This is a genomic window from Janthinobacterium foliorum (genome assembly GCF_978021625.1).
Window position 1 is genome coordinate 173,991 of sequence record NZ_CDXDQE010000012.1, and the last position, 15,750, is coordinate 189,740.

General features: G+C 64.5%; 12 protein-coding genes. 4 read left to right on the forward strand and 8 right to left on the reverse strand.

Annotated features, from left to right (window positions below; all coding sequences use genetic code 11):
- Positions 1 to 9: 9 nt before the first annotated feature.
- Positions 10 to 645 (forward strand): class I SAM-dependent rRNA methyltransferase, encoded by a 636-nt coding sequence (locus tag ACZ92H_RS22490; protein WP_131377644.1) that lies wholly within the window; start codon positions 10 to 12, stop codon positions 643 to 645.
- Positions 646 to 704: 59 nt separating this feature from the next.
- Here ACZ92H_RS22490 and ACZ92H_RS22495 read toward each other — a convergent pair whose 3' ends face one another.
- Positions 705 to 1,979, reverse strand: a complete 1,275-nt coding sequence (locus tag ACZ92H_RS22495; RefSeq protein WP_465051077.1) for a c-type cytochrome — start codon at positions 1,977 to 1,979, stop codon at positions 705 to 707.
- Positions 1,976 to 2,659, reverse strand: a complete 684-nt coding sequence (locus ACZ92H_RS22500) for a c-type cytochrome (RefSeq protein ID WP_465051078.1) — start codon at positions 2,657 to 2,659, stop codon at positions 1,976 to 1,978. Before ACZ92H_RS22500 ends, ACZ92H_RS22495 begins: the two co-directional genes overlap by 4 nt.
- 173 nt (positions 2,660 to 2,832) lie before the next feature.
- Here ACZ92H_RS22500 and ACZ92H_RS22505 point away from each other — a divergent pair, with 173 nt between their 5' ends.
- Together ACZ92H_RS22505 and ACZ92H_RS22510 are read left to right on the forward strand one after the other, a co-directional pair.
- Positions 2,833 to 4,248, forward strand: a complete 1,416-nt coding sequence (locus ACZ92H_RS22505) for an aminotransferase-like domain-containing protein (protein WP_465051111.1) — start codon at positions 2,833 to 2,835, stop codon at positions 4,246 to 4,248.
- Positions 4,249 to 4,343: 95 nt separating this feature from the next.
- The gene (locus tag ACZ92H_RS22510; RefSeq protein WP_465051079.1) at positions 4,344 to 4,691 is read left to right on the forward strand and encodes a DUF4870 domain-containing protein; all 348 of its coding nucleotides are present in this window, start codon (positions 4,344 to 4,346) and stop codon (positions 4,689 to 4,691) included.
- 21 nt (positions 4,692 to 4,712) lie between these two features.
- Here ACZ92H_RS22510 and ACZ92H_RS22515 read toward each other — a convergent pair whose 3' ends face one another.
- From ACZ92H_RS22515 to ACZ92H_RS22525, 3 genes are read right to left on the reverse strand one after another with little or no spacing between them, the layout of a single operon-like run.
- Positions 4,713 to 5,141, reverse strand: a complete 429-nt coding sequence (locus tag ACZ92H_RS22515) for an SMI1/KNR4 family protein (protein WP_465051080.1) — start codon at positions 5,139 to 5,141, stop codon at positions 4,713 to 4,715.
- Positions 5,142 to 5,177: 36 nt separating this feature from the next.
- Positions 5,178 to 5,822 (reverse strand): 3'-5' exonuclease, encoded by a 645-nt coding sequence (locus ACZ92H_RS22520; protein ID WP_131377631.1) that lies wholly within the window; start codon positions 5,820 to 5,822, stop codon positions 5,178 to 5,180.
- Positions 5,823 to 5,831: 9 nt separating this feature from the next.
- Positions 5,832 to 6,332, reverse strand: a complete 501-nt coding sequence (locus tag ACZ92H_RS22525; RefSeq protein WP_465051081.1) for a ProQ/FINO family protein — start codon at positions 6,330 to 6,332, stop codon at positions 5,832 to 5,834.
- A 576-nt stretch (positions 6,333 to 6,908) separates the two neighbouring features.
- Between ACZ92H_RS22525 and rpoD the strand changes: the two genes are divergently transcribed.
- Entirely contained in the window at positions 6,909 to 9,455 is a 2,547-nt protein-coding gene (gene rpoD, locus ACZ92H_RS22530) for an RNA polymerase sigma factor RpoD (protein WP_131377625.1), read from the forward strand.
- Positions 9,456 to 9,647: 192 nt separating this feature from the next.
- Here the strand turns inward: rpoD and ACZ92H_RS22535 are convergent, their stop codons facing one another.
- The 3 genes from ACZ92H_RS22535 to ppc form a co-directional block, all read right to left on the reverse strand.
- Entirely contained in the window at positions 9,648 to 10,799 is a 1,152-nt protein-coding gene (locus tag ACZ92H_RS22535; protein WP_465051082.1) for an HAF repeat-containing protein, read from the reverse strand.
- 55 nt (positions 10,800 to 10,854) lie between these two features.
- On the reverse strand, positions 10,855 to 12,648 hold the full coding sequence (locus ACZ92H_RS22540) for a PAS domain-containing sensor histidine kinase (RefSeq protein ID WP_465051084.1): 1,794 nt from the start codon (positions 12,646 to 12,648) through the stop codon (positions 10,855 to 10,857).
- 171 nt (positions 12,649 to 12,819) lie between these two features.
- Positions 12,820 to 15,660, reverse strand: coding sequence for a phosphoenolpyruvate carboxylase (gene ppc, locus ACZ92H_RS22545; protein WP_465051085.1), 2,841 nt, complete (start codon positions 15,658 to 15,660; stop codon positions 12,820 to 12,822).
- Between the last annotated feature and the right edge of the window lie 90 nt (positions 15,661 to 15,750).

Genomic DNA, 15,750 nt, shown 5'->3' on the forward strand with positions numbered 1-15,750 from the left:
TGGAATTACATGCTGATCATCACCATCAAACAGGGCAAGGAAAAGAGCTTGCTGGGCCAATCGTGGATTTACGCCTCCGCGATTGAAAAAGTCGACGGCAAGCCGCAGGAGAAAATGAAGCCCGGCTCGACGGCCATCGTGCAAAGCTCGTCGAAGCAGTTCATTGCCCGCGCCGCCTACAATTCGAAGTCGCAGATCCGCGCGCGCATCTGGAGCTTCAAGGAAGACGAGCCCGTCGACCACGCGCTGATCAAGCGCCGGGTCAAGGCCGCCATCGAGAAAAAGCTGCCAGCCATCAGGAAGGCGGGCGAGAACCAGCTGCTGACCCTGATCAAGGGCGAGGACGAGGGCTTGCCGGGCCTGGTGGTGCAGCTGTTCGGCGGCGTGCCAGGCTATCTGATCTGCGAATTCAATGCGGGCGGCGTCGATGCGTGGAAAGTGGCCATCGTGCAATCGCTGATGGCGTCGACGGGCTGCGCCAATGTGTACGAACGCTGTAACGACCTGATGCGCAAAGGCGAAGGCTTGCCGCTGATCGACGGCGCCCTGGCCGGCGAGGAACCGCCCGATGAAGTCATGCTGACGGACAACGGCGTGCGGTTTGCGCTGGACCTGAAGACGGGTCATAAAAGCAAGTTCCGCTGAAAACGGCGGCTTGACGTGAAAAAACCGGCGCTGGCCGGTTTTTTTATTTTCATATGCGCCTATTCCAGCGGCACGCTGCGGTATTTGTTCACTTCCAGCGCGCTCACGGCCGGCGCATCATTGCCCCACGACGCCCGCAGATACGTCACCACGGCCGCCACTTCCGTATCGTCCATGACGGGACCGAAAGGCGGCATGCCGTACGGGCGCGGGTTGCCCCTGGTGCCGGGGGCGAAGCCGCCGTTGAGCACCAGGCGGATGGCATTCACGGCGGACGCGGTGGTCAGCGCGCGGTTGCCGGCCAGCGGCGGGTAGCCGGGCGGCACGCCCTTGCCATCGTCCTGGTGGCAGCTGGCGCATTGCGCCGCATACAGTTTCGCCCCCAGCGCCAGTTGCCGCTTGGCCGGCTCCGACGCGCCGCGCGGCACGCGCGGTGCGGGCTGTGCCGGGCCGGGCAGGCTCTTCAGGTAGACGGCCATGGCTTGCACGTCGGCCGTGCTCATATGCTGCAGGCTTTGCCGCACCACCTCGGCCATGGGGCCGAAGACGGTGGCGCGCGGCGAGACGCCCGTTTGCAGCAGTTCCACGATATGCGCCGTGTCCCAGTCGCCCAGGCCCGCTTCCGCATCCGACGTCAGCGACGGGGCATACCAGCCCAGCACGGGGATCAGGCCGCCCGACAGGCCGCCGTCGCTGCCGCCCAGGGTGCTGCGGCTGCTATGACAGGCGCTGCAGTGGCCCAGGCCCTGCACCAGGTAGGCGCCGCGGTTCCATTCCATGCCTTGCGCCGTGACGGGCTGATACACGCCCGGCTTGAAATACAGGGCGCGCCAGGCGGCCAGCGCGAGCTGCTGGTTGTAGGGGAAGCGCAACTCGTGCGGCCGGTTCGCCTGCCGGTGCGGCGGCACGCTCTGGAAGTAGGCGTACAGGGCGTCGCTGTCTTCGCGCCGCACCTTGGTGTAGTTGGTGTACGGGAAGGCAGGGTACAGCAGCCGGCCATCCTTCGATTTGCCGTTGTGGATGGCGCGCCAGAAATCGTCGGCCGTCCAGCTGCCGATGCCCGTTTCCCTGTCGGCCGTGATGTTGGGCGAGAGCACCTTGCCGAACGGCGTCTGCAAGGCGCGTCCGCCCGCGTAGGCCACGCCGCCGCGCACCGTGTGGCAAGCCATGCAGTCGCCCGCCCTGGCCAGGTAGGCGCCGCGTTCGATCAACTGCTGCGGGTTCAAGGTGCTGGCGGCCGCCGGCGGCCCCAGATCGTCTTTCGGGTACAGCAGGAAGGCGGCGCTGGCGCCCGCGATCAGTGCCAGGCCCGCCGCGATGATCCCTTTTTTCATGGCGCCACCTGCGCGCTGGAACCGGGGACGCCGCCGCAGTGCAGCGGCAGCGGCAAGGTGACGCTGCTGGCCGGACGCGCGTCGGCGCTGGCCACCTGCGTGCCCAGCCAGGCCGAGACGGCGCCCACGTCCGCATCCGACAGGCGCTGCGCCACCTGCGCCATGCAGTCGGGCGCGTGGGCGCGGCGGATGCCATTCTTCCAGGCGCCCAGCTGGGCGTTGATATAGTCGCGCGGCAAGCCCAGCAGGCCGGGAATGGCGGGCGCCACGCCGGCCAGCTGCTGGCCATGGCAGGCGATGCAGGCGGGAATCTTCCTGCCGCCATCGCCTTGCAGCACCAGCTGCTTGCCGCGCGCCAGGGCCGCCGCGCCGGCGCCGCTGGGCTGGGCCGGCGGCGGGGCCGGGTGCTGCGCCGCAAAGTACTCGGCGATCTCGCGCAGGTAGGCGTCCGGCAGGTGCTCCACCATGTAGTTCATCAGCGGATACTGGCGCCGGCCTTCGCGGAAGTTCAGCAGCTGGTTGTACAGGTAGCCAGCCGGCTTGCCGGCGATGCGGGGAAAGAAGGCGTCATGCTTTTCCTGCTGTGCATGGCATGCCGTGCACGCCTTGATGCGCTGTTCCAGGCTGTCCGGCACGGTGGCCGGGGCCGCCATGGCCAAGCCGGGCAGCAGGGCTGCCATGCCGGCAAGCAAGAAAGGAAGCCTGGAAATGGAAAATCGCATGTAAGTGTCACCTGTCTGGGCTGGCCGGGGCTGCTGGCATCATTGCCAAGGATATACTGTGGGTGGATATTGGAACAGGATCAGTTGTGCGGAAAAACTACGGATCAGTTTTAGGGGATGCTGGGGTGAGCTTGAAGCGATATGAAGTGCTGGCGGACGAGATGGCCGCGATGATAGCCACGCAGCTGCTGCTGCCCGGCGACAAGCTGCCGTCCGTGCGCCAGCAGCATGCGCGGCGCGGCGTCAGTCCGTCCACGGTGTTCCAGGCGTATTACCTGCTCGAAGCGCGCGGCATGATCGTCTCGCGTCCCCGCTCCGGCTATTACGTGGCGCCGCAGCGCGCCGCGCTGGCGCCCGAGCCGGACAGTTCCCGCCCCGTCGACGCCAGCACCACCGTCGATGTCAGCGACCTGGTGTTCGAGGTACTGGGCGCCGTGGGCGCGCGCGACATCGTGCCCTTCGGCTCGGCCTTTCCCAGCCCGGATTTATTTCCAATGGCAAAGCTGGCGCGGGCCGTCTCGGCCAGCATGCGCCGCCTCGACCCGTGGAGCACGGTCACGGACCTGTCGCTGGGCAATGCGGAGCTGCGCCGCCAGATCGCCCTGCGCTACCAGCAGGGCGGCGTGCTGGTATCCAGCGACGATATCGTCATCACGAATGGGGCGCTGGAAGCGCTGAACCTGTGCCTGCAAGCCGTCACGCGGCCCGGCGACACGGTGCTGATCGAGTCGCCCAGCTTCTATGCCTGCCTGCAGGCACTGGAGCGGCTGGAACTCAAGGCCGTCGAGATCGCCACCAGCCCGCGCGACGGCGTCGACCTGGCGGCGCTGGAAGAGTCGCTGCTGCGCCACCGGCCCAAGGCGTGCTGGCTGATGACGACCTTCCAGAATCCCCTGGGCAGCCTGATGCCGCCGGAAAAGAAGCGCGCACTGGTCGCATTGCTGGCGCGGCATGGCGTGCCGCTGATCGAGGATGACGTGTATGGCGAGCTGTACTTTGGCAAGCAGCGCCCCGGGCTGACGAAAAGCCATGACAGCGCGGGCCTCGTCATGCACTGCAGCTCGTTTTCCAAGACATTGGCGCCCGGCTTCCGGCTGGGCTGGGCCGTGGCGGGGCGCTACGCGCGCCAGGTCGAGCGCCTGAAGCTGACCACCAGCCTGTCCGCGCCCATCCCGCTGCAGATGGCGCTGGCCGATTACCTGGCGCAGGGCGGCTATGAGCGCCACTTGCGCCAGCTGCGCCTGACCCTGGCGGCGCAGCAACACAGCATGCTGCAAGCCATCGCCGTGCACTTTCCGCCCGGCACGCGGGTCACGCGCCCGCAGGGCGGCTATTTCGTCTGGGTCGAGATGCCGGCAGGCATCGACGCGCTGGCCTTGCACCGCAGCGCGCTGGCGGCCGGCATCAGCATCGCGCCCGGCCCCATCTTTTCCGCCACGCGGGCGTTTCGCCACTGCATCCGCCTCAATTACGGCCACCCGTGGAACGGGCAGATGGAAGCGGCCATCGCCACCCTGGGGCGGCTGGCGCTGGCGGCGGCGTCTTAGGCGAGAAAAAAGTCCCTGCTGCAAACAAGTGTTTCATTCCAAAAAGAAATATTACTGTTATATTGGTGTATCTATAACTAATGATGGGAATGATAATGGAAAACTCGCAGCCGGAAGTGGGTCGTACGCAGGACACGACGATCGCCATTCTGTCCCATATTGGCGGGCTGTTCACCAGCTGGGTAGCGCCGCTGATCATTTATTTGATCAAGAAGGATGATGCGGATACATTCTCGGCCGAGAATGCCCGTGAAGCGCTCAATTTCCAGATCACCCTGATCCTCTGGTACATCGCGTGCTTCATCCTGACCTTCGTCATCATCGGCATTTTCCTGTTCTGGGTCGTGGCGCTGGCCAATCTGGTGTGCTCGATCGTCGCGGCGGTGAAAGCCAGCAATGGCGTCACGTACCGCTACCCGCTGACCTGGCGCATCGTCAAATAAGGCGGCGCCGGCCGTCCCGCTTCAGCCGGGACGGCCGGGCATGGCGAGGAATGCCGTGAAGTCGGGCGCCACCGTGCTGGTGGCGCCCGTTTCGTGCGACCACAGCACGACCACCGGTTCGCCGGACAGTCCCGTTTGCGCATAGTCAAAGCAATAGTAGTCGCCCGTGCCGAACTGGGCGAAGGGCAGCAGGGCGCTGCCATCATGCTCCGCATCACCTGCATTTTCCAGCCATGCCTGCCAGTCTTGCCGGTAGTGGCGGACTATCGATTCCCACGTCTTGCGCGCATGGTCCGCGTCGTAGACGGGAAATATGACCAGGGCGCCCAGGGCGCGGCCATTGTTGGCCAGCAGCCAATGCGCGTAGGACGCAGGCAGCGGCCGTCCCAGCGCCTGTTCGGCGGCGGCGATCGCCGCGGGGCTGGTGCCGACGGATGTGTTTTTAGCCATGAAAAAACTGGGCGGTGCCTGGCTGGTGTGGCTGGCTCAGGCCGCTACTGGCGGCGCCGGCGGCGTGCTGGCGCGGGGCGCTTTTTGCGGCGCCACCTTGCCGCCGTCGGCGATCCAGCGGCGGTACACGCGCAAGGCGACTTGCGCATCGTCGGCCGCGTACAGGATCTGCTTTTCCGTCAGGCGCGACGTGGCCCAGTTGGTGGTGGAGATCTTTTTCGATTTTTGCAGGTGCAGGCCGAAGAACTTGGCCACGGCCGTTTTCGCGCCCAGGTCGTTGCGCTGGCCGCCGCGCAGGGCGACGGACAGGTCGAGCACCTGGGCCGGGGCGATGCCCAGCTTGGCGCGCAGGCGCTTGACGTCGTCGGACAGGCCAAAGCCCACCTTCAGGGTGGTAGTCGATTCGAGGATGGCCTTGAGTTCGGCCAGGGCAGGTGCCGGCGTGGCGCCCACCTGGAACAGGTAGGCGATGTCGTCGGTGGCCAGCTGGATCAGGTGCGGCCCCGTGGAGGACTCGCCCTTGACGAAAGTCGGCTTCGATTCCGTATCGAAGCCGATGGCGTCCGCTGCCAGCAAGGCAGCCATGGCGGCCTTGGCATCGTCACTGGTGCGTACCAGCTTGACATGGTCGAGTGCTATGCCCTGGTAGGGCGGCAGGGGCGGCGCGGCGGCTGTCTCCATGAAACCGGATCAGCCTTTGCGCGAGAATTTCGCGGTCAGCTGATTCAGTTTTTCCAGGCGCAAGCGGTTCGCTTCCTCGGCCGCTGCGGCATCGCGTTCGGCTTTCTTGCGCTCGGCTTCTTTCTTGAAACGCTGCTGCAGCACTTGCGTGGCGTGGTCGCGGTGGGTTTGCGTCACTTCCGCGCCGGCTGTGCCGTCGAGGTCGTAGCGTACCTTGGCTTTTTCCATCACGCGCAGGTAGCGCAGCGAACCCGTGTGGATGCCCAGCGCCGTGCGCATCAGCTTGCGGTCCAGCTCTGGCAGACGCGCCAGGATCTGCTTGTCGATACCGATCGACAAGGGCAGGCAATCGCGGAAAGGCGTGAATTGCTCCTGGAACTGCTTCAACAGGGCGCGCGCGGTCAATCCGGCGGGTGCCGGTGTGGCCGTCGCGGCCGGTGCCGCCGCTGGGGCTGCATCTGCTGGCGTGACAGGAGTGGTGGCTTGCTGGTCTGGCGTGGAGCTGGTCATCGACATCATTGGTTGGGCTATAAAAGGGGAGCATAGCACGCGCCACAGGCAAGTGCATTGTCTTTTTTGGCAACTTGACCTGCGATAAGTGGCTTCGCGCTACAGCGGACACAGCGCGAAATACGGGAAATGTGTATAATGTCGGCTTGCGCTGATGACCGGGCCCGGTTTTTGATGGTCTGGCTCAGGTGTGCAGGGGATAGGAGCAGTGCGGTGCAGGGCGACAATTATTGGTATTTTTGATATCGGACATTCCGTTTATCAATTATCCAGATAACTGGCCTTCGTGCATACTCTTGCTCTCCGCTGTGTCTTCAATGAACAACAATAGATTCAAGCCCGTTCTGGTACGGGCTTTTTTTCATTCCGCAATGTACATCGCTTATTTATCTGACCCGGCTTCGGCCCCGCCGCTCCGCATGCCGGAGGCGCGGGCTTTGAACGTTCCGATAAACAGGCGCCGCTGCCGTTGACGGCAGCCGCAACAACACGCTCCATCGAGTCCGGTTTCGCAGGCTTAGGTGGAATCATTCACTTCGCGCCGACACCATCTGGTCTCGCATTAAGAGATATCTCATGAAGAATACGCCAAAAACTTTAACGTTGTCCGCCAAGGCGCCACGCCCAGCCGCGGCGCCGCTTGCCGTACCAAAAACGACTTTATCTTACTTCATCGATAATGCGCAAGCGAATCCGGAAGCCACCGTCACGACGGCGCCGACTGTCGTCACCGTGGTGAAGAAAAGCCGCTCGCGCCTGGCCGCCGTGCCGCCAGCCGAAACGGCAGTGGAAGCGCCTGTTGCCGCCGTGGCAGCCGAGCCGGTTGCCGAGCCTGTCGAAGCGGCGCCGGCCAAGGTGCCAAGCGTGAAAATCGCCCCGGCCGCCAAGGTGGCCGTGGCGCCGCGCAAGGTCAGCGAAAGCGCCGCCACGAATAAAGTGGTGACGGCGGCCCGCTCGAAAGTCGTGCGCGCCAAGCCGGAAGCGGCACCCGTGACCATCATCACGGGCGCGCAAGTGGTCAGCAAGACCACGGACGCCGACGCCCTGGCCGCCATCGATACGTCGAACTACTTCCTGCCGACCGTCAAGGTGCCAGGCCGCCGTGGCCGCAAGCCAAGCGAATTCACGCCGGAAAACGATGAAGTGGCCGCACTGAACGCCGTCGAACGCGCCGAACTGAAGGCCGTGTCGAAAGCGCGCGACCGCAAGGCCAAGGGCGGCCTGGCCGACGCGCTCGGTGATCCGGAGGCATCGGCAGCGGACCTGGAACGCCGCCGCAAGCAGATCACGGGCCTGATCAACATGGGCAAGGAACGCGGCTTCCTGACCTATGCCGAGATCAATGACCAATTGCCGGAAAACATCATCGATCCGGAAGCGATCGAAGGCATCATCGCCACCTTCAACGACATGGGCATCGCCGTCTACGAGCGCGCCCCTGACGCGGAAAGCCTGTTGTTGACAGACAACGTCGCCACCGTTACCAGCGACGATGAAGTGGAAGCGGCTGCCGCGACCGCGTTGTCGACGGTCGACTCCGACTTCGGCCGCACCACCGATCCCGTGCGCATGTACATGCGTGAAATGGGCGCCGTGGCGCTGCTGACGCGCGAAGGCGAGATCGAGATCGCCAAGCGCATCGAAGGCGGCCTGAAAGACATGATCCAGGCCATTTCCGCCTGCCCGACCACCATCGGCGAAATTGTCGCGCTGTCGCAAAAAATCGCGCGCGATGAAATCAAGGTCGATGAAGTGGTCGACGGCTTCGTCGACCTGAACGAAAGCAATGCCCCGGCGCCCGCCGTTGCCGCCGCGCCCGCCGCTGCCGGCGACGAGGATGAAGAGGAAGAGGAAGCCGAGGAAGAAGACGGCGACGCCAATGGCGGCGCGGCCGGTTTCTCCAGCGAACAGCTGGCGCAGCTGAAAAAGAATGCGTTGGAGAAATTCAACGTCATTTCGACGCAGTATGACAAGATGCGCAAGGCGCCCGAGGGCTATAACTCGAAAGCCTACATCAAGGCGCAGGAAGCCATTTCGCAGGAATTGCTGGGCATCCGCTTCACGGCCAAGGTCGTGGAAAAGCTGTGCGACACCCTGCGCGGCCAGATGGAAGAAGTGCGCCACATCGAACGCGCCGTGCTGGAACTGTGCGTGAACAAATGCGGCATGCCGCGCGCCCACTTCATCAAGGTCTTCCCGGGCAATGAATGCGACCTGGAATGGGTCGACCGCGAAGTCGATTGCAAGTATCCGTACAGCGCCATCCTCAGCCGCAATGTGCCTGCCGTCAAGGAACTGCAAAAGAAGATGATCGACCTGCAAGCCCGCGTGGCCCTGCCGCTGGCTGACTTGCGCAAGATCAACAAGCAGATGGCTGCCGGCGAAAAGCGCGCCCGTCACGCGAAACGCGAAATGACGGTGGCCAACTTGCGCCTGGTCATTTCGATCGCCAAGAAATACATCAACCGCGGCCTGCAATTCCTTGACCTGATCCAGGAAGGCAACATCGGTCTGCTGAAGGCCGTGGACAAGTTCGAATACCGCCGCGGCTACAAGTTCTCGACCTACGCCACCTGGTGGATCCGCCAGGCCATCACGCGTTCCATCGCCGACATGGCCCGCACCATCCGCGTGCCGGTGCACATGATCGAAACGATCAACAAGATGAACCGCATCTCGCGCCAGATCATGCAGGAAACGGGCAGCGAGCCGGACCTGGCAACGTTGGCCGTCAAGATGGAAATGCCGGAAAACAAGGTGCGCGAGATCATGAAGATCGCGAAAGAGCCGATTTCCATGGAAACGCCGATGGGCGAAGATGGCGATTCGCAGCTGGGCGACTTCATCGAAGACAACACGACCCTGGCGCCGCTGGACGCCGCGCTGCACGCGTCGATGCGCAACGTGATCAAGGAAGTGCTCGATTCCTTGACCCCGCGCGAAGCGAAAGTGCTGCGTATGCGTTACGGCGTGGAAATGTCGAACGACCACACGCTGGAAGAAGTGGGCAAGCAGTTCGACGTGACGCGCGAGCGCATCCGCCAGATCGAAGCGAAAGCCATGAGCAAGCTGCGCCAGCCTTCGCGTTCGGACAAGCTGAAGACCTTCCTGACGCAGAACTAGAGACACCTGTCAGAACCTGCTGCGCGTCGTGACTTGCGGCCTGCGATGCTCACTGTACTAAAGTACAGTTCCGCGTCTCGGCCACAATTCACTTCCGCTCGCGACGGTCCTGTCAGGCGTCGTGGTCGTTGTTGAGTATATTTAGAAGGAGGCGCGAGCCTCCTTTTTTTTACGCCCGTGCCGCGCGCGTCCTTACAGGAAATGCATGCGCTGGCCCGCCAGGCCGGCGCGGTGGCGGCGCTGCAGCTTGTACAGCAGCACGCCGCTGGCGGAGATTAGGAAGGTGATGACCAGCCAGTCCAGCGGGTTGCTGCGGCGCGGCGCCGGCGATGCCTGCGACGGCACGGCGAAGGCCTGGAATTTATGTCCCGTGTAGACGGCGCCCACCACCAGGCCCGCATCCGTGATCTTGTTGGTCAGGTACAGGCCGTCGTCGCGGCGGCGTACCGTCATCACGCCGTCCTTGTAGACAAAGGTCATCGGTTCATAGCCGTTGATGCTGACGCTGCCGACGACGTGACCGGCCGCATTGACGGCCGTGGCGTAGCTGTCGCCCTGGCCGATCATGGCGCCCAGGTCGAGCATGCGCTTGCCATCCCACGCGAACGCATGCCAGCGGCGTTTTTCCGTTTCCGACGCGCCCACGACCAGGCCCGCATCATTGACGGCGGTGGCTGAACTGATGCGTCCGCCTGGCAGGGTGCCGATTTCCTGCATGCCCTCGCCGGGGCGGTAGACGAAGGCGCGGCGGTAGCCGTCGCTTCGCTGGGCCGTGCCCACCACCACGCCATGCGCATTCAGGCCGCTGGCATAGCTGCTGGCGCCGCCCAGGGTGCCCAGGTCTTGCAGGCTGTGGTCGGCCTGCGTGACAAATGCATGGAAATCGCCGCCGCTCGTATCGGCATAGCCGGCGACGCGGCCGTCGCGCGTGATGGCGGTGGCATAGCTGCTGTTGCCGCCCAGGGTGCCCAGGTCGCGCATGCCGGCCGCTTCCTCGTAGCGGAAGGCGTGCCAGGCACCGCTGGCCGTCTGCGCGGAACCGACCACCACGCCGTGGGCATTGATGGCCTTGGTGAAACCTTCATTGCCGCCGAGGGTGCCCAGTTCGCGGATGCGGCCGTGCTGGTAGACCACGGCGCGGCGCCGGCCTTCCTCTTCCGTGATGATGCCGGCCACCAGGCCCGCCGGGTTCAGGTCGGACGCGATGCTGCCATCGCCGCCTTTTTCGCCGAAGCCATGTTCGGCATAGATGCTGGCGCCGGCAAGGGGCGTTATGGACAGCAACAGCAGCAGGGCCAGGCGTGGCAGCGGCGTGGCGGGAAAGCAGGAGGACCGTGGCGGCATGGTAGTTTCCTCAAAGAAAAAACTCACTATACGTTTTTATGCTGTCGACGCATACCTAATTTGCTACTATTTTTGGTAACTTTTCGGCTTTCATGCCCTGGCTGTGGCCGCAGTGCGCCTGTGGCAGGCGGATCGCCAGCGCCGTGCCCTGGCCCGCCTGGCTGTCGATGCGCAATTCGCCGCCCAGCGCGTGCACGCGCTCGCGGATGCTTTTCAGGCCGAAGGCGGCTTGCTTGCCATCGTCGCCCGGCTGCATGCCGATGCCGTTGTCGCTGATGCGCAGCACGATGGCGTCTTCATCCTGTGCCAGCGCCACGTCCACCTCGCTGGCCTGGGCGTGGCGCACGATGTTCGACAGCGATTCCTGCAGGACGCGGAAGATGGCCGATGTCTGGCGCTGGTCGAGGCCCAGATGCGGCGCGTCGCTGGCGATGCGCAGGCGGTAGCGGATGGCGCCGCGGCTCTCCATCTGGCGTATCAGCCATTCGGCGGCCGGCCCCAGCCCCAGTTCCAGGGTACTGGGATGCAAGTCGTTGATGATGGTGCGCACGGAACGGATGGTGGCGTCGATGGTGTCGAGCACGCGCTGCGCATGGCGGTGCAGGCGCGGATGCGTGATGGCGGTGCGCGCGTGCAGCAGCGAGACATCGATGCGCAGCACCATCAGGTTTTGTCCCAGGTCATCGTGGATGTCGAGGGCGATGCGCCGCCGCTCCTCTTCCTTGATGGTCTGCTGGTGGTCGGTCAGCTCGCGCAGCTGGGCCAGCGTGCGCTGCAGGTTTTCCTCGTTGCGCTTGCTTTCCGTGATGTCGATGCCCATGGCGATGATCATCTGCGGCTTGCCGTCCGCATCGAAGACGGGTTTTTTATGCGTCTGCACCAGGCGGTTTTCCTGCAGCTGGGCGTTCCATACCAGCTCTTCGCGGATGACGACCTTGCGGCTGGCAAACGCCTGCTGGTCGGCCGAGTGGAAGCCCACGTTTTGCTCGGCGGGAAAGTGCCGCAAGTCGCGGCCCTCGGCGATGTCCTGGAACTGCACGCCCCATTGCTGTTCGCAGGCCTGGTTCATCAGCAGCAGGCGCGAATCGGCATCCTTGAGGAACAGCGACAGGGGCATCATCGAGATGATGTCCTGCAGCCGCTCTTCGCTGCGGGCCAGTGCCGCTTCCGTCTGCGCGCGCATGGCGATTTCGGCGGACAGCTGGGTATTGACATCGAGCAGCTGCGCCGTGCGCAGGGCCACGCGGTTTTCCAGTTCCGCATGGGCCAGGCTCAATGCCTGTTCCGCGCGCTTGTGTTCCGTGATGTCGTTGATCAGCACGAGCGCGCCCGTCAGGCGGCCCTGGCGGTCGTACAGGCGCCGGCCGCTGAGCATGGCCCAGCGCTGCGTGCCGTCGCCGTGCAGGTACTGCAGTTCTCCCATGCAGCTTTGCTCGGCGGCGCGGCGCAGCGGGCACAGGCGCTGCAGGGTGGCTTCGTCGTGGTACTCGCTCATCTTGTGGCCCAGCAGGCTGTCCGCGCCGACGCCCAGCATGTCGCACAGGCGCTGGTTGATATGCACGATGGTGCCTTGCGCATCCGTTTGCCACATGCCGTCCTGCGCCGTCTCGGCCAGGTCGCGGTAGCGCATGGCACTGGCGTCAAGCTGCTGGCGCGTGCTGGCCAGGTGGGCGCGCAGCCTGCGCATCAGCCACATGGCCATGCCCGTGGCCGCCAGCAACAGCAAGGCCAGGCCGACATGTTCCCAGAACTCGAGTTCCTGCCAGGCGATGCCGGCCAGCCAGCCCAGCAAGATCAGGACGAGGGCGGCACATGCCGTACTCAGCGTTTCGATCGACCATTTGCTCATGCGCGCCCCTGGCGTCTTGGTTGGCCGCTGCCGGACGCCAGGCGCCGGAGTGGGAAAGTATCCGACGCTAGTGTAATGCTTTTGTTGTTTTATTGAGAATATTTTTCCAACGGGAAATCAAAAAAAGCCGGCGTTGCGGGCGCCGGCCTGGTTTTCACCCGTGCGCCTGCCTTAGCCCGTATTGCGCAGGCCGGCCGCCACGCCGTTGATCGACAGCTGGATGCCACGGTGGACCCTTTCGTCGATCTTGCTTTCGCTGGACAGGGCGCGGTTGCGCTTGATCAATTCCACCTGCAAGTGGTTCAGCGGATCGAGATAGGCGAAGCGGTTCTGGATCGAGCGGGCCAGCAGCGGATTGCCGGCCAGCCGTTCCGTATTGCCGGTGATCAGCTCCAGGCATTGCAGGGTATTGCCATGCTCGTCCGTGATGCGCTTGTAGATACGCTCGCGCAAGCCCTGGTCGGCCACCAGTTCCGCGTAGCGCGAGGCGATGGCCAGGTCCGTCTTGGCCAGCACCATGTCCATGTTCGACAGCAGGGTGGCGAAAAATGGCCAATCGGCATGCATGGCGCGCAGGGTGGCGATCTTGTCATCCTTCGATGCGCCGTCCGGCCCGTTGATCCAGGCGTGGATGGCGCTGCCGAAGCCGAACCAGCCCGGCAGCAGCAAGCGGCACTGGCCCCAGGAAAAGCCCCAGGGAATGGCGCGCAAGTCTTCGATGCGCTGGTTGGCCTTGCGCGAGGCGGGGCGCGAACCGAGGTTCAGTTCGGCAATCTCGGCGATCGGCGTGGCGGAGAAGAAATACTCCGTGAAGCCCGGGGTTTCATACACGAGGTCACGGTAGGCATGGTAGGCCAGGTCCGACAGCTGCGCCATGACGGCTTCGAACTGCGCCAGCTGGCTGGTGCGGGCCGGATTGGCTTCCTGCGGCGCCAGGCTCGCTTCCAGCGTGGCCGCCACCAGCAATTCCAGGTTGCGGCGGCCGATTTCCGCATTGGAAAACTTCGAGGCGATGATCTCGCCCTGTTCCGTCAGGCGGATCTGGCCGTTGACGGTGCCCGGCGGCTGGGCCAGGATGGCTTCGTAGCTGGGTCCGCCGCCCCGGCCCACCGTGCCGCCACGGCCATGGAACAGGCGCAGCTTGACGCCGGCCTTCTGGAAGTCGGCGACCAGCGCCAGTTCCGCCTTGTACAGCTCCCAGTTGGACGTGAGGAAGCCGCCATCCTTGTTCGAGTCGGAATAGCCGAGCATGACTTCCTGCAACTGACCCTGCCTGGCGATCAGCTGCTGGACCAGCGGCAGCGCCATCACCTGGCTCATGATGCCGGCCGCGCGCTGCAGGTCGGGAATGGTTTCAAACAGGGGGATGACCATCAGCTCGCAGCTGCTGTCGCCAGTCTGCCAGTCGGTGCGCAGCAAGCCCGTTTCCTTTTGCAGCAGCAATACTTCCAGCAGGTCGGAGACGGTTTCCGTGTGCGAGATGATGTAGTTGCGGATGGCGCGCGCGCCGTAGCGCTGGCGGATGTCGCGCGCCGCGCGCAAAATCGCCAGTTCGGCATCCGTTTCCGTGGCGTAGGCGATGTAGGGCGAATACAGCAGGCGCGGCTGCGCCAGTTCGTTCAGCAGCAGCGCTTGCTTGTCTTCCTCGGCCATGCCCGCGTAGTCGTCCGCCACGCCGCTCTTGGCGAACAGGTCGGCCAGCACGCGCTCGTGCACGTCGGAAGTTTGCCGCATGTCCAGCGAAGCCAGGTGGAAACCGAAGATGTCGGCCGCGCGCGCCAGGGTGGCCAGGCGCGGGCGCACGAGGGCGGCGCCGTGGTGCGCTTCCAGCGACGCGACGATGGTGCGCAAGTCCAGCACGAAGGCGGCCGCGTCGGGGTAGGCCGCCGCCGCGCCCACTTCCTTGCGCAGGATGTTGGTGGCGCCCAGGGCGCGGGCGGTGGCGGCCAGGCGCGCATAGATGCCGATCAGGGCGCGGCGGTACGGTTCGTCGCTGCGGTGCGGCGAGGCGTCGGGCGACTGGTCGGCCAGCGCCTGCAGGTCGGCGCTGACGCCCACCATCAGGGTCGAGACGGACAGTTCTGCGCCCAGGGCGTGCACTTCGTCGAGGTAAAAGTCGAGGATGGTGGTGGCGTGGCGTGCCAGCGCATGCTGCATGGTGCCCGCGTTGACGTTCGGATTGCCGTCGCGGTCGCCGCCGATCCAGCTGCCCATCTGCACGTAGGCGGCATTGATCGGTTCGACCGTGCCGTCGCCGTTCGGGTATTCGGCGGCGATATCGTCCTCGATGTCGTCATACAGGCCCGGCAGTTCGCGCAGGAAGGTGATGCGGTAGTAGGACAGGGCGTTTTCGATTTCGTCGGCCACCGTCAGCTTCGAATAGCGCAGCATGCGCGTCTGCCACAGGGTGGACACGCGCGAACGCAGCAGCTGCATGTTGGCGTGGCGTTCCTTCGGCGTCAGCGGCAGGTCGCGCTCGGCCAGCAGGCGGGCGATGTCGTGCTCGGCGTCGAGAATGCTCTTGCGCTGCACTTCCGTCGGGTGCGCCGTCAGCACGGGGGCGATCAGCGCATCCTGGAAGAAAGTATCGACCGTCTTGCGGGACACGCCGGCGGCGCGCAGCTTTTTCAGCGCGAAGCTGACGCTGCCCTTTTGCGCGGGCGAACCGGCCAGCAAGTGGGCGCGGCGGCGGCGGATGTGGTGCTGGTCTTCCGCGATATTGGCCAGGTGCGAGAAATAGGAAAAGGCGCGCACCACGGAAATGGTCTGTTCGCGGCTCAGTTCCTTGAGCATGGCGTCCAGTTCCAGCGCCGCGTCCGCATCGGCTTCGCGGCGGAAGCGCACGGACGTCTGGCGGATGGTTTCCACCACGTTGAAGACGGCGTCGCCTTCCTGCTCGCGCAGCACGTCGCCCAGCAGGCGGCCCAGCAGGCGGATATCTTCTTTCAGGGGCGCATCCTTGTCGGCGCCGGCCGGTGGAACTGTTTCTGGTGCTACTGCGTCATTGAGCATAATAAAGAACCAAAGTAAGTGTAAAAGCAAGGGAATGAAGATCGCACCGGGCGTTTGGCCGCAGGGGGGAGGGGGCGCATGATAAAATTT